Origin of the sequence: Nocardioides sp. NPDC023903, assembly GCF_040639295.1 — a bacterium.
GTDB lineage: Bacteria > Actinomycetota > Actinomycetes > Propionibacteriales > Nocardioidaceae > Nocardioides.
The window spans coordinates 46,975-60,770 of the sequence record NZ_JBEZZS010000032.1; the positions used below are offsets into that span (position 1 = coordinate 46,975).

The following is a 13,796-nucleotide window of genomic DNA, read 5'->3' on the forward strand; positions in this document are numbered from 1 at the left end:
AGGCATGAGGCGGACGCCACAGACTGGTGAGATCCAGCCGCAACCTGGCATCCACGTGATCGACCACAATCCAGAAGCGGCGGCACCATCGGTCGGCCGACTCGTCTTCACAGGCTTTTTGCTGATCGCGCTGTGGGCTCTCGTCCTGGACGACCTGACAGACGTACTCACGCCCAATGCGTGGCTGTCGCGTGCCCTGACGATCTGCACCGCGACGATCACTGTCGGGTGCCTTCTGCGCGTGCTCACGCGCACACAAGTGCGACGCAAGCGCATCGCCGTGACGATCCCCGTCGGTGGTGGCGCGGCGGCAGGGCTGGCGTGCTGGCTGTGGTGGACAACGAGGTCAGGGGAGTTGGGCGGCTGGCTGCGTGACCCGGCCGCCAAGTTCACCGAGCTCGTCGATTTCACGATCAGACAGATGCCGCCGTTCGCCCCCGGCGAGCCGTTCTCGCATGTGCTCCTGTTCGCCGTCGTCGTGACCGTGACTCTCTCGGCCGCCCTGCTCATCGGCGCCGACCACCCATTGGCGGCCGGCGTGATCCCAGCTCTTCTCCTGCTCGTGCCGGTCGCCGTCAACGGGACATCCGTCAGCGGGCTCTCCCTGCTGGGCGTGGGGCTGATTCTGGCGCTTCTGGCTTGGGCGGCATCACCCCATCCTCAGTGGACCGGCGTGCTGAGTGCCGGGGTCGCGGTGGTGGTCGCGGCCACGGCGGTCGCGCTGATGCCGCCTGTCCAGGACCGTGTGTGGAACAGCTCGCTTCTTCGATCACCCGTCTCGGACGCGGTCCCGGATGTCACGGTCACGCTTGCAAGAGACCTGCGCGATCGGAGCCAGACTCGCGCGTTCAGCTACACCAGCGACGTGCCCGGCGCCCATCGGTTCACCCTCGCGACCCTCGCGGACTTCGATGGCGGCGAGTGGCAGCCTCGTGAAGACCTCGACGAGAACGAGCTGACCGTCGCCGACCCACGCTCAACCACCTCGGTCACCCCAGCACCCACGCCATCAGCAGCGGGGGCGTCTGGAGTCCCGAACCGATCTGTGACGATCGAGATCGACGGGCTGCTCAGCAGCTGGCTTCCTCTCCCGCAGTCAACCGTCCAAGTTGCTGAGGTCCAGCCGGACCCCGGGCAGGGGAACGACAGTGCCCTCGATCTCGAGCAATGGCGATGGTCCTCTCAGGCCAGCACTGCGAGGACCGAGGACGCGCTCACCCGACGGGGTGATCGGTACACAGCCCTCGCTACCTCGCTGCTGGTCGACAACCTGTCGCGCGATGACGTGCCAGCGTCCTCTACGCAGCTCTTCTCCGGTCCTGGCGACGCTCCCGACGAGCTCGACCCATACCTAGAGCTGCCCGCAGAGCTACCCCCGACGCTCGCCGAAACTGCTCAACGTGTGGGGGCGCGGACAGATGATCGCCTCGATGTCGCGTACGCGCTCCAGGACTGGTTCCAGAGCGGGGAGTTCGCCTACGACTTGGACGCGCCCTATCAGCCTGGTGCCGACCTCCGTGAGCCGTACGCTGTGATCGAGGCGTTGCTGACCGAGCGGCGTGGCTTCTGCGTCCACTACGCCTCGGCGTTCGCGGTCCTCGCACGTGAGCTCGGCGTGCCGACTCGTCTTGCGGTCGGCTACGCGAGCTACGCCTCGACCGACAACGAGACCGACGTTCTGGGGCGAGACCTCCATGCCTGGCCCGAGATCTACATCGACGACGTCGGTTGGGTGGCCTTCGAACCTACGCCGGGACGTGGTGGATCCCGAAGCGCGCCGGTAGGCGCTTCCGCCGGCGCAGTGCAGGATCAACCGGTTCCGCCCGAGCCCATCGCGGAAGACACGCCATCCTCGGCTGAAACGACGCCTACACCCCAGGAGACGACGCCCGGCGAAGGCACAGACCGATCGACGCCTGATGCATCGGGTGATGCTGGTGACGAAGGTGGCCCGGGCACGGATCTCCAACGAGGCGCCGCGTGGACAGTGCCGGTGCTCTTGATCTTGCTTCTTCCCGCCGCCGTACGACTGTTGAGGCGGCGCCGACGACGGTACGCGATGGCACGTGGCAACGCGCCGGCGCAGAACGCGTGGGCCGAGCTGGTCGACACCGCGACCGACCTCGGTCTCTTCGCCCCGGCGGCGGACACACCGGCCCCGCGAGCCATGTCGGCCGAAGCTCTCGCCGAGTACCTTCACGCTCGAGTTTCCATGACCACCGAACCAGCTGCTGCTTCTCATCGACTGGCCGAGGCGGCATCAGCCGAGAGGTACGGCGGAGCGACCCATTCGGCACCGGACACACAGATCCGACCACTCTTCGAATGCGCCGCCGCCTGGCTCGTACAGCGCAGCACCCGCCCCGTTCGAATCCGCGCCACCCTCCTTCCCAGATCGCTGTGGCGCGACCGCGGCGCGAAGATGCCGTACGTGAGGATGCCAATGGACGGAGGGTTGAAGTAAGAGTGGTACCGACGGAGCTCGCGTGAAATAGCGATGGCTGGTCATGGAGGCGACCGACGACATCGGGGTCAATGCGGTACACGTAGGCGACGGCACCGGGCGTCAATCGGGAGGCGCCAGCGAGGTCCCGTCGCCGGGCCTGGCGCCACGTCTGCCCGAACCGGCCAGCACGACCACTGCGGCGATGATCGCGAGCCCGGCGTACCCGAGCGCGATCGTCTCCAGCGTCAGTCCCTCCGCGGCGAGCTGGCCGGAGATCAGGCTCGGCACTGCGGCACCGCAATAGGAGAACAGGTAGACAGTCGCCATGAGCCCGGCGCGCTCGGCGGGACCAGTTCGTCGTAGGAGGCTCCGCATGGATCCGGTGAACGCCGCGCCTTGAGCGGCTCCTGCGACGACGCCGCACAGGATGACGGTGACGATCTCGCCGGTGCGCAGACCGATGACGACGCCCACCACCGCGAAGGCGAACATGACCATGCCGGCGCGCTGCGCTCGGACCGGTGAGAGGGCGCCGGCGAGCGGACCACCGACGACGTAGGGCGCCATGAAGGACGCGAAGACGACGCCGGCGATCAACGTGTTCGTGGTTCCGAGGCTCTGGGCGGAGATCGTCGGGCTGAAGGCCTGATAGAAGCCGCCGAAGGCCCAGGTCCCGCAGAACACGGCGATCGCGGCGGGCAGCAGGGGGCGGATCCCGTGTGGCAGATGTACGTGCGGGCGCAGCGACGACAACGCGCCTGGACGGCGCGCAACTGCTTCGGGAGAGACCATCAAGAGCACGGCGCAGGCCGCGAGCAGGGCCGTCGCCGTCAGGTAGGGCGTCTGTTCCGGCGAGGGGGCGTACTCGGCCAGGGCACCCGAGCCGATCGCGCCGACGGTCAGCCCGATCAGCGGGGACCCCGCAACCAGAGTCGCGGCCAGCCATCGGGGTTTGGCCGGGGCGAGGTCGACGATGTACGCGGCGACGGCCGAGGAACCCAGCCCGCAGGCCAGTCCATGGAGCGCGCGGCCGGCCATCAGCACGGGCAGCCCGGTGACGTCCAGCAGCGCCAGCGACCCCGCGGCGGCCAGGCTCACCGCGGTGAGAGCGAGGGCCTTGCGCCCGACGTGGTCGGAGAGGCGACCGAGCACGACGAGGGCAATCATCACCGCGACGAAGTAGGTCACGGCGGCGATCGAGAGATCACCAGTGTCCAGACCGTCGGCGACCCGGTAGCGCTCATAGAGCGGGATCGGGGCGCCTGAGGCAACGAACACAGCCACCAAGGACGCGGTCGCGCCAACGAAGCCGAGCCGGCGTCCCTTGGGCTTGGCGGGCTGCAGGATGGTGCTTTCGATGCTGGACGTGGCCGTCTCCTCAACGCACTGTGCTTCTGGTTCGCTCCCATGTAACCGCTGATGTCTCCCGGGAGGGTTACCCGCTCAGTGCAGGTATTGCGAGAACCCCTTTGCGATCGGCCTGGACGGAGTCGCACGATTCGCTGCTGTACATGATGCGGTGTTCTTTGTCGGCGGGCAGTCCCCGCTGATGGACGTACTCACAGGGTCTCCCTCAGGCGCCACCCGAACGCCTAGCGTTGACGGCGTGAAGATCACCGGGACCCGGGATCTCATGACGAAAGGAACACGATGACCACAGTCGCCATCATCGGTGCCGGCGCCGGGCTCGGGCAGGCTGCTGCGCGCCGCTTCGGTCGCGAGGGATTCTCCATCGCGCTGATCTCCCGCACACAGTCCAATGTCGACCAGCTGGCCGCCGAGCTGACCTACGACGGCGTCACCGCGCGCGGGTACGCGGCGAATGTCCGCGATCCGAAGGCGCTACGCACTGCACTCGACGCCGCGGCGGCGGATCTCGGCCCGATCGAGGTGCTCCAGTACAGCCCGGTCCCCGCGCGCGAGTTCATGAAGCCGGTGCTCGAGACGACGGCGGAAGATCTTGTCGGACCCGTCGAACAGTCGGTGTACGGACCGGTCACCGCGGTGCAGCACGTGCTGCCGGGGCTGCGGGAGCTTGGCCGCGGGACGATCCTGTTCATCAACGGCGGCAGTGCTGTCCGTCCGAGCGGGGGCGTGGCCGGCACCTCGGTCGCCTTCGCCGGAGAGAGCGCCTACGGCCAGATGCTGCACGAGGCCCTCGCGCCCGAGGGTATCCATGTCGCGCAGCTGATCATCCCCCACGGCATCGGTGGGGGCGAGCCCGACCACGAACCCGACGCTCTCGCCGACCGCATCTGGTCCCTCCACCGTGACCGCGGCGCGTTCCGATCCTTCGTCGGCGAATGGGCGGCATGAGAATCCCGCCCGTCGTCGCACGTAGCCTGCCCGCGCTGCTGGTACCGGTCCTCGCCGCAGCGGTGCTGGCCGGCTGCGCGGCCTCGCCGGATCAGGCGCCTTCGACGGATCCGAGTCAGACGCCTGAAACGGCGCAGCCGGGTGGCACGGCGTCGTCCAGCGGGAATGTCGACACCGTTGCGTCGGGCCTCGACGTTCCGTGGTCAATCGCCTTCCACGGCAACGCCGCGCTGCTCAGTGAGCGCGACTCCGGCAGGATCCTCGAGTTGGCCAGAGACGGAACGTCCCGTGAGGTCGGCGTGATCGAGGGTGCATCGCCGATGGGGGAGGGAGGCCTGCTCGGCATCGCGGTGCGCGAGCAGCACCTGTACGCCTACTTCACCTCGGGCGACGAGAACCGCCTCGAACGGTACGAGCTGCGCGGTGCGCCCGGGTCGCTCGGCCTTGGCGAGCCCGAAGTGCTCCTCGACGGGTTGGACGCGGCGTCCTACCACAACGGCGGGCGGATCGCCTTTGGCCCCGATGGGATGCTCTACGTCACCGTCGGGGACGCCGGAAACGCCCAGGCCGCGCAGGACCGCGACTCGCTGTCGGGCAAGATCCTGCGCCTTACGCCCGACGGAGACGTGCCCCGTGACAACCCCTTCGACGACTCCCTCGTCTACAGCTACGGGCACCGCAACCCGCAAGGCCTGGCCTGGAGCGAGGACGGGACGATGTATGCGAGCGAGTTCGGTCAGGACACCTGGGACGAGCTCAACGTCATCGAGGCCGGCGGCAACTACGGCTGGCCGGAGGTCGAGGGCATCGGTGAGGACAGCCGGTTCATCGACCCGGTGCAGCAGTGGGCTCCGGCAGACGCCAGCCCCAGCGGGATCACGATCGCGGACGGGTCGATCTGGATCGCGAACCTACGTGGCGAGCGGCTCCGCGAGGTCCCGCTGGATGACTTGGCGTCCTCGACGGAACATCTTGCCGGCGAGTACGGGCGCTTCCGAGATGTCGTTCTCGCGCCCGACGGGTCCTTGCGGGTGCTCACCAGCAACACCGACGGCCGCGGTGACCCCGGATCCGACGACGACCGCGTCCTGCGGTTCGACCCCGCGGCGTAGATGGTCGGAGAGATCCCATGTCGCGCATCCCGATCACCGGCGGGGAGGCGCCGAGCGCACCGCTCGATCTGCCGCGCGATTCACCTCTGGTCCTGATGTCTCACAACAAAGAAAGGCCGGTTCGATGACACCATCCCCGCGCCCGGGCACGGTCATCCGCTTTGCCACCGCCTCCGGCGGCTCGATCGACGTGCACGTCGATGAAGACAACCCCGCCGTCCAGGACCTGCTGACGATGCTGCCGCTGACGCTCTCGTTCGAGGACTTCAAGGGAGTGGAGAAGATCGCCTATCCGCCGCGCGAGATCCGAACCGCCGGGTCGCCGCCTTCGAGTGCCGGAGCCGGGGACTTGGCCATCTACGTCCCCTGGGGCGACATCGCGTTCTTCTACAGGGGCGAGCGTGGGGCGCCATCGGCCAACATCGTCCGTTTGGGTGTCTATGACGCGTCCCGTAAGCAGCTCGAGGCGCTCGAGGACGGCGAGGTCACCGTCACGATCCTCGACCGAGTTTCACAGCACGCTACGAGTCTTGAGGACTAATGATCACTATCGCCGCACGCCGAATTCTGGCGTCGACCGCCGCTTCGCTCACGGCGATTCTCGCCGTGGGGTGCAGCTCCGCTGCCGAGGAGCCAGCCCCGTATGTCGAACGGGCGTATCCCGCCGCACCCGCCCAGGACTTGGCTGACACCGGGCGCGCGGGCGCCGCTCTCACCGGGAGACCCATAGCCGGACTTCCGGATCCGGCCTGGGTGTCTCGTACGGCTCAACGCACCGGGATCCCCGAACGCGTGCTCGCAGCATATGGCGGGGCTTCGCTGAGGGTCTCGGTGGACCGCCCCGGCTGCGGCATCGGGTGGAACACGCTCGCCGGGATCGGCACCGTCGAGTCGCTCCATGGCAGCTACAACGGCGCCACCGTCGGCTCGGCCGGCACGGTGACGCCACCGATCACCGGGGTGCCGCTCAACGGCAGCGATGGTGTGATGGCGATCCCAGACACCGATGAGGGAGCACTCGACGGCGATGCGGAGTGGGACCGCGCGGTCGGCCCCATGCAGTTCATCCCGACGACCTGGCTGCGATACGCCCAGGACGGCAACGCTGACGGCGAGACCGACCCGCACCAGATCGATGACGCCGTCCTCACCGCGGCGACCTACCTGTGTGTGCGAGGTGAGGACCTCGCTACCGATGACGGTTGGAACGCAGCGATCGCGGCGTACAACCGGTCCCTGCCCTACGCACGCGACGTCGCCGACCACGCGGCCGCGTTGACGCAGCCATCGACTACCGGCGCCTGACAAGTTCGACCGACCGAGAAGACCTACAACCAGCTGATTGCAGGAGAACCAATGAAGACCGTTCCCTTCGGAGCCAACGGCACGACGGTGCCCAACGTCGTCACGGGCCTGATGCGCATCGCCGGCAACACCGACGAGGAGATCCGCGCGCTGTACACGGCCTCGCGCGAGGTGGGCATAGACTTCTTCGACCACGCCGACCTGTACGGGTTCAATCATCCCGGCGGTGGCCCCCACCTGTGCGAGCGCCGGTTCGCCGAGGCACTGCAGCTCAGCAGTTCCGAGCGCGAGCAGGTCAGGCTGCAGACGAAGACGAGCATCATCGATGACCCGTGGGGCTACGACCAGTCCTACGAGCACATCGTCACCTCCGCAGAGCGGTCGCTGAAAGCGCTGGGCACCGATTATCTCGATGTCCTGCTGCTGCACCGCCCGGATGCGTTGGTGGAGCCCGAGGAAGTCGCCCGAGCGTTCAACCACCTCGAGTCCAGCGGCAAGGTTCGTGCGTTCGGCGTCTCGAACCACACGCCGCGCCAGATCGACCTGCTCAAGACCGCTGTGACCCAGCCGATCCTCGCCAACCAGGTGCAGTTGTCCATCACGCACTCGACGATCATCGCCCAGGGACTGTCGTCGAACATGGCGGGTCAGGAGGACTCGATCACCCGCGACGGCGGCGGCATCGTCGACTACGCCCGCATCAACGGGATCACATTGCAGGCGTGGAGCCCGTTCCAGAAGGGCTTCCAAGACGGTGTCTTCCTGGGTTCGCCCGACTACCCGGAGCTGAATGCCGAGCTCGAGCGTCTGGCGACGAAGTACGACGTCACGCCCACCGGGATCGCGGTCGCGTGGATCACGCGGCACCCCGCGGGCATCCAGGTCGTGCTCGGCACCACGAGGCCGGGCCGCGTCGCCGACGCCGCTGCCGGCTCGGACATCCCTCTCACCCGCAGCGAGTGGTACGGCCTCATCCGGGCCGCCGGCCACAACGTTCCCTGACCCCGCCCGGGTGCTCCCTGGCGATGCCGCGCGTGAGGGACACCCTGCGAGTACACCCATCAGGCGGGACTCTCGCGCGGGCCGGAACGGTGGTGTCGTAGTGGTGTACGAGAAGACGACGTCAATCCCAGGAAGGCTCCTGTGCAATCCACACCCTCCGACCGTCCCGCCACACGCAGGGTCGGTCTTGTGCTCGCCACGCTGCTCATGCTGCTCACCGTGTTCGGGCCGATCTCGATGGACCTCTACCTCCCGGTCCTTCCGGCGCTCACCGACGACCTCGGTGCTGCCACATCCGCCGCCCAATTCACCCTGACCGCCTGCCTGGTCGGCCTCGCCGTCGGACAGCTGATCGCGGGGCCGCTCTCCGACCGGTTCGGACGTCGACTTCCGCTGCTGGCCGGCATCACCGCGTACGTGGTCGCCTCGGCCCTGTGCGCGTTCAGCCCCACGATCGAGACCCTCGTCCTGGCTCGTCTGGTCCAGGGTCTCGCCGGAGCCGTGGGCATCGTCATTGCCCAAGCCGCGGGACGCGATGTGTACGAGGGTGGCGCGCTGATTCGCTTCTACGGACGGCTCACAGTCATCGGCGGTTTCGCGGCCATCGTCGGACCCGTGGTCGGTGGTCAGCTGGCCAACGTCACCGACTGGCGTGGGCTCTTCCTCTTCCTCGCCGCGATCGGCGTCGTTCTCCTCGTCGCTGCCGCCGCGTTGTTCGGCGAGACTCTTCCTGTCGAGCAGCGCACCACCGGTGGGCTGCGTCAGACCGGTCGTGACTTCCGTACGCTGCTCTCGGACCGGCTGTTCGTCGGCGCCGTGCTGATCTGTGGTCTCACCTACGCTGCCCTGTTCGCCTACCTCAGCGGTGCGACGTACATCCTGCAGGGCACCTACGGTCTCTCCCCGCAGGGCTACTCGATCGCATTCGGTGCCAACTCGTTGGGGTTCATGGCCTTCGGCTGGCTCGGCGGTCGCGCGGCCGAGCGCTGGTCCGAGCGCGGCACGCTCGTCATCGGCATCGTCATGTCCGGCGGCGGCTCTCTGGGTCTGCTCGCCACCGGCCTGTTCGACCTTGCCCTGCCTGTTGTCCTCGTCTCTCTGTTCGTCCTGGCTTCCGGCACCGCCGTCGCGGCGCCGCCGACCACCTCACTGGCCCTCGCCGACTATCCCGAGCTCGCCGGAACCGCATCCTCCGTGCTGGGCATGGCCCGATTCGGCTTCGGCGGAATCTCCGCGCCGCTGGTCGGACTCGGGGGCGCGGAGGCCGTCCTGCCGCTGGGCATCGTGACCGTCGCGTCGGTCGCGCTCGCCGCGGTCGCCCACGTAGCGCTGGTCAGGCGCACCAGCACAGCCAGCGAGCACGACGCGGGTGCCGCCGATCCGACCGTTGCTCTGGCCCCTGCGGTGGAGCGTGAGCCAGCCGGGCTCCCCGTCTGCTAGGGACCTAGCAACTTTCTGGTTCGGCGGTCGACTCCGCAGTCCTCGCTGTACGACAGAAGTCCCGACGGCAATAGCCGTCGGGACTTCTCACTTGGGCGAGGTCAGGACTCGGTCGCCGGGCGGTCACGACTCCACTGTCGAACGTAAGCAAGGTGGTCACGCATGGCTTCTGCTGCCGCCAACTCGTCGCCGGCCTCCACCGCCTTGATGATGTGGGCGTGCTGGAGGATGGTCTCGTGCCCCACCTCGGGAGTGAGGTTGAGGTAGGTCACGGGCGCCGTGCAGGCGTGGAGGGCGCCGACGAAGGCGACCAGCAGCCGGTTGCCCGACGCCTCGGCGATGATCCGGTGGAACTGCTGGTCCAGCTCAGAGACCTGCGGTGAGCTCAGATCGATCCGCTTCTGTTGCGACACGATGTCGCGGGCGGCATCGATCTGCGCCTGATCGGCATGACGCGCCGCCAGCCGCGCGCAGGGGACTTCGAGGACCTCGCGGGCCTGGCTGACCTCATCGATCTCGACCGACCCCAGCTGGAGCACGTGGCTCAGCGAGTCCTGCAGCATCCGCCCGAGCGCGTTCGTGTCGACCTCGCGGACGAAGGATCCGCCGCTGGCGCCTGGGATCTTGCGTACGAGGCCTGCGGTGGCCAATGCACCCAGGGCCTCCCGTACGGTCGGCCGGCTGACTCCGAACATGTCGGCGAGAGCATTCTCGGAGGGCAGTTTCTCGCCCTGGGCGAACGTGCCGTCGTAGATGGCCGCCTTGATCTGCGCCTGCACCTGCTCACGTGGACGCATGACCTGCTGAACCACAAAGCCTTGGGAAGCTGACGCTGCCATGTCTTGCTCCAGATCGTCGGGAAAGGAGATTCTAACAGGCACTCCATTGCCAGACTGTTTCCTGCGAATCTCGTACTCGACGGGTGAGGCGCTTGATGTCGACTGGTGATTAAATGTCCGACACTTGTCGCAATGTCAGGTTTGTGGTCTTCTCTGGTGAGGCTCATGCGGGCACGAGGCCACGCTGGCCCGCCACGCCTCCCACCGCATCACCGATTCCCGGGTTCTTTGAGAAAGAAAGGCGCCATGTCCCACTCCAGCACCTCCACCGCTGACGTCAGGAGGGTCGGACTCGCGAGTTTGATGGGTACGACCATCGAGTACTACGACTTCTTCATCTACGGGACAGCGGCAGCGCTCGTCTTCGGCGAAGTGTTCTTCCCCAACTCCGACCCGCTGACCGGGTCCCTGCTGTCGTTCGCCACCTTTGGCGTGGCGTTCATCGCGCGGCCCCTCGGGGGCGTCGTCTTCGGGCACTTCGGCGACCGCGTGGGTCGGAAGGTCGCTCTGGTGACGACGCTGTTGACCATGGGCACGGCAACGGTGGGAATCGGTCTGGTGCCCTCTTACGACATCATCGGGGTCGCCGCGCCGATCCTGCTGGTGATCCTGCGGTTTGCGCAGGGCTTCGCCCTCGGTGGCGAGTACGGCGGCGCCGTACTCATGACGGTCGAGCACAGCCCCGCGGACAAGAGAGGGTTCTACGGCTCGTGGGTCCAGACGGGCGCACAGTTCGGCCTCATCGTCGCCAATGTCGTGTACCTGATCGTCGGCTCCAGCATGGGAGACGAAGCATTCAGATCGTGGGGTTGGCGCGTGCCGTTCTGGATCAGCGTGGTGCTCGTCGTACTCGGACTGGCGATCCGGCTACGCCTCGAGGAGAGCCCTGAATTCACCGCTCTGAAGAAGTCGAACGACATCCAGCCCGCGCCCGTGATCGAGGTGCTGCGCCACCACAAGACCGAAGTGCTTCTCATCGCGGGTGCGGCCGTCGGCAACTCGGTGACCTTCTACGTCGCGGCCGTGTTCGGTCTCTCCTACGGCGCGGGGCAGGGCTTCAGTCGCAACCAGATGCTGGTTGTCATCATCGCTGCCGCGATCTGGGTGATCATTGCGAGCATCTTCGTCGGCGCGATCAGCGACCGCGGTGGGCGCAAGACAATCTTCATCGTCGGAAACGTCGCGATCGCGGCCACCATCTACCCATGGGTTTCGGCGATCGACTCCGGGAGTCTTGCGCTGGTCATGGTTGCCTACATCGTGATGCTGACCGGTTACTCCATGACTTGGGGCACGATCGGTGTGTTCTTCGCCGAGGTGTTCACGGGGGCAGTGCGCTACACCGGTCTATCGGTCGGCTTCACGATCGGCGTGATCGTGGGCGGTGCCGTGACTCCGCTTGTCCTCACGAAGCTGGTGGATAGCTACTCCTCGGCCATCCCGGTCGTCTTGTGGGTCGCCGGGGCGACCGTTGTGTCAGCGTTGTGCGGGATCCCGCTGCGACGCGCGGACCGGGCCGACAAGGTCGGCCCGGCCATAGATTCGCTCGCCGTCTGACGAGCCTGGTGCCGCGGCCGTCCGGCCGCGGCACCGGAGGCTTAGAGAATTCCTTTGGTCTGCGCCGGCTCAGAGGCCTGCGCGATGCCAGGGAGCGCGATGGCGGCTACCTCGTCGGGAGTGAGGTCCGGGAGCCGGCTCACCAGCGACAGGAAGCGCTGCTGGACGTCGTCGGCGATCGCACCGTCGGCCAGCTCGGCGAACTTGGCCACGTACTCGTCGCGGCCGAAGGGACGCGCCCCAGCCGGGTGGGCGTCCGCCACAGCGATCTCCTCGACGAGCACCGACCCGTCGGCCATGGTGATCTCGGCACGACCGCCGAACTGGCGTTTGGCCGGGTCCGGTTCGTGGTAGAGCCGGGTCAGCTCCGGGTCCTCGAGCGTGCTGACCTTCTGCCACAGCGCTACCGTGTCGGGCCGCGTTGCGCGACTACGCTCATAGGAGCGAATGTGATGCAGGCCCTGGTCCTGGAGTGCCACGGCAAAGATGTAGGCGAGCGAGTGGTCCAGGGTCTCCCGGCTGGCGTTGGGATCCCACTTGTGCGGATCTCCGGAGCCAGAGCCGACGAAGTTGTGTGCGTCGCTGTTGACGTGGAGCACGACCTTCTCGATCCTCCCGCTGTCGCTGACTCGCTGCCCTGCGTGCCTGGCCAGGTCGATGAGCGGCTGGATGAGGAACTCCGCCGAGTACTCCTTGGGATAGGTCTCCATGATCGCGCGCTTCGGCTCTCCCGGTCCGGGGAGCGACACCGAGTACGTCGCGTCGGGCCCGTCGAGCATCCAGGCGATCACGGCGTTCTGGCCTTCGTAGATGGGGGTGGGAGAAGTCATTCCGCGCATGGCGCAGTCGATGGCCTCGATGGCGACCTTCCCGGCGAATCCGGGGGCAAATGCCTTCCAGGTCGAGATCTGTCCTGTCCGTGCCTGCCAGGTCGTCGTCGTGCAGTGGAGCGCCTGCCCGATCGCGTGGTAAACGGTCTCGTTGTCCAGGTCGAGCATGGCCCCGATCCCAGCCGCCGCGGAGGGTCCGAGGTGGGCGATCTGGTCGATCTTGTGCTGATGCAGGCCGATGCTCTTGCAGAGGTCGACCTGGACCTCGTAGGCCGCGGCGATCCCGCGCACCAGGTCCGCGCCGGATAGATGGCAGTGCTGCGCTACCGCCAGGAGGGCGGGGATGTTGTCTGCCGGGTGACCGTTGTCGACGGCGTGAACGGTGTCGTGGAGGTCGAGCTCACGTACGGCAACGGCGTTCGCCCACGCAGCCCACTCGGCTGAGACTCGGGTCTGCTCCGAGGCGCCGAAGACCATCGCTCCCGGAGCCGCCGGATGCCGTAGCGCCTGGTCTCGAGCTGCCACCACCGGGCGGCGCGCGAGTGCTCCCGCCGCGCACGCGGCGTTGTCGATCACCCGGTCGACGGCCATGTCCACGACGTCCGCCGGGACGGCGACCGGATCGATCGCCATGGCTGCGAGCTTCCAGGCGAGCTGTTCCTCGCGAGGCAGTTTCTCCGATGACAGGCGGGTTCGTACCGTATGGCTGATCATCCGACCTCACTATTTCGTTGGGCTCCGGGTCGCGGGGACGCCCGGCGCTGGTGCCGACGGGAAGGATCTAGGACTTGTAGTCCTTGAGCAGCGAGCGGCCGATGATCATCTTCTGGATGTCGCTGGTGCCCTCACCGATGAGCATGAACTTGACCTCGCGCATGATCCGCTCGATCTCGTACTCCTTGGAGTAGCCGTAGCCGCCGTGGATGCGGAAGGAGTCCTCCACGACCTC

General features: G+C 67.3%; 12 protein-coding genes. 8 read left to right on the forward strand and 4 right to left on the reverse strand.

What is annotated here, in order from left to right; translation table 11 throughout:
* The first annotated feature begins 4 nt into the window (after positions 1-4).
* Positions 5-2,464 (forward strand): transglutaminaseTgpA domain-containing protein, encoded by a 2,460-nt coding sequence (locus AB0F44_RS24520; RefSeq protein ID WP_357359276.1) that lies wholly within the window; start codon positions 5-7, stop codon positions 2,462-2,464.
* Positions 2,465-2,566: 102 nt separating this feature from the next.
* Here the strand turns inward: AB0F44_RS24520 and AB0F44_RS24525 are convergent, their stop codons facing one another.
* Positions 2,567-3,805, reverse strand: coding sequence for an MFS transporter (locus tag AB0F44_RS24525; protein ID WP_357359287.1), 1,239 nt, complete (start codon positions 3,803-3,805; stop codon positions 2,567-2,569).
* 291 nt (positions 3,806-4,096) lie between these two features.
* Between AB0F44_RS24525 and AB0F44_RS24530 the strand changes: the two genes are divergently transcribed.
* From AB0F44_RS24530 to AB0F44_RS24555, 6 genes are all read left to right on the forward strand, one after another.
* Entirely contained in the window at positions 4,097-4,762 is a 666-nt protein-coding gene (locus AB0F44_RS24530; RefSeq protein ID WP_357359277.1) for an SDR family NAD(P)-dependent oxidoreductase, read from the forward strand.
* A complete protein-coding gene (locus AB0F44_RS24535; RefSeq protein WP_357359278.1) occupies positions 4,759-5,874 on the forward strand; it encodes a PQQ-dependent sugar dehydrogenase in 1,116 nt (371 codons plus the stop codon). The genes AB0F44_RS24530 and AB0F44_RS24535 overlap by 4 nt, the downstream gene beginning before the upstream one ends.
* A 124-nt stretch (positions 5,875-5,998) precedes the next feature.
* Positions 5,999-6,415, forward strand: coding sequence for a cyclophilin-like fold protein (locus AB0F44_RS24540; protein ID WP_357359279.1), 417 nt, complete (start codon positions 5,999-6,001; stop codon positions 6,413-6,415).
* Positions 6,416-6,666: 251 nt separating this feature from the next.
* Positions 6,667-7,179 carry a lytic murein transglycosylase gene (locus AB0F44_RS24545; protein ID WP_357359280.1) on the forward strand — a complete coding sequence of 171 codons (513 nt, stop codon included), beginning with the start codon at positions 6,667-6,669 and terminating at the stop codon, positions 7,177-7,179.
* 51 nt (positions 7,180-7,230) lie between these two features.
* Positions 7,231-8,181 carry an aldo/keto reductase gene (locus tag AB0F44_RS24550; RefSeq protein ID WP_357359281.1) on the forward strand — a complete coding sequence of 317 codons (951 nt, stop codon included), beginning with the start codon at positions 7,231-7,233 and terminating at the stop codon, positions 8,179-8,181.
* A gap of 189 nt (positions 8,182-8,370) precedes the next feature.
* A complete protein-coding gene (locus tag AB0F44_RS24555) occupies positions 8,371-9,621 on the forward strand; it encodes a multidrug effflux MFS transporter (protein ID WP_357359282.1) in 1,251 nt (416 codons plus the stop codon).
* A 101-nt stretch (positions 9,622-9,722) separates the two neighbouring features.
* Here AB0F44_RS24555 and AB0F44_RS24560 read toward each other — a convergent pair whose 3' ends face one another.
* Complete coding sequence (locus tag AB0F44_RS24560) at positions 9,723-10,418, reverse strand: FadR/GntR family transcriptional regulator (protein ID WP_357359283.1); 696 nt, start codon at positions 10,416-10,418, stop codon at positions 9,723-9,725.
* Between the two features lie 345 nt (positions 10,419-10,763).
* Between AB0F44_RS24560 and AB0F44_RS24565 the strand changes: the two genes are divergently transcribed.
* Positions 10,764-12,017: an MFS transporter gene (locus tag AB0F44_RS24565; protein ID WP_357359284.1), complete on the forward strand. Its 1,254-nt coding sequence runs from the start codon at positions 10,764-10,766 to the stop codon at positions 12,015-12,017.
* Positions 12,018-12,058: 41 nt separating this feature from the next.
* Here AB0F44_RS24565 and AB0F44_RS24570 read toward each other — a convergent pair whose 3' ends face one another.
* Entirely contained in the window at positions 12,059-13,561 is a 1,503-nt protein-coding gene (locus AB0F44_RS24570; RefSeq protein WP_357359285.1) for an MmgE/PrpD family protein, read from the reverse strand.
* Between the two features lie 67 nt (positions 13,562-13,628).
* Positions 13,629-13,796 (reverse strand): acyl-CoA dehydrogenase family protein (locus tag AB0F44_RS24575; protein ID WP_357356982.1); only part of this gene is annotated, 168 nt, incomplete at its 5' end.

Excerpts from the sequence above, each read along its gene's own strand:
- AB0F44_RS24520 (WP_357359276.1), top strand. The coding sequence starts at position 5 with ATGAGGCGGACGCCACAGACTGGTGAGATCCAGCCGCAACCTGGCATC.
- AB0F44_RS24530 (WP_357359277.1), top strand. The coding sequence starts at position 4,097 with ATGACCACAGTCGCCATCATCGGTGCCGGCGCCGGGCTCGGGCAGGCT.
- AB0F44_RS24535 (WP_357359278.1), top strand. The coding sequence starts at position 4,759 with ATGAGAATCCCGCCCGTCGTCGCACGTAGCCTGCCCGCGCTGCTGGTA.
- AB0F44_RS24540 (WP_357359279.1), top strand. The coding sequence starts at position 5,999 with ATGACACCATCCCCGCGCCCGGGCACGGTCATCCGCTTTGCCACCGCC.
- AB0F44_RS24550 (WP_357359281.1), top strand. The coding sequence starts at position 7,231 with ATGAAGACCGTTCCCTTCGGAGCCAACGGCACGACGGTGCCCAACGTC.
- AB0F44_RS24560 (WP_357359283.1), bottom strand. The coding sequence starts at position 10,418 with ATGCGTCCACGTGAGCAGGTGCAGGCGCAGATCAAGGCGGCCATCTAC.
- AB0F44_RS24565 (WP_357359284.1), top strand. The coding sequence starts at position 10,764 with ATGGGTACGACCATCGAGTACTACGACTTCTTCATCTACGGGACAGCG.
- AB0F44_RS24570 (WP_357359285.1), bottom strand. The coding sequence starts at position 13,561 with ATGATCAGCCATACGGTACGAACCCGCCTGTCATCGGAGAAACTGCCT.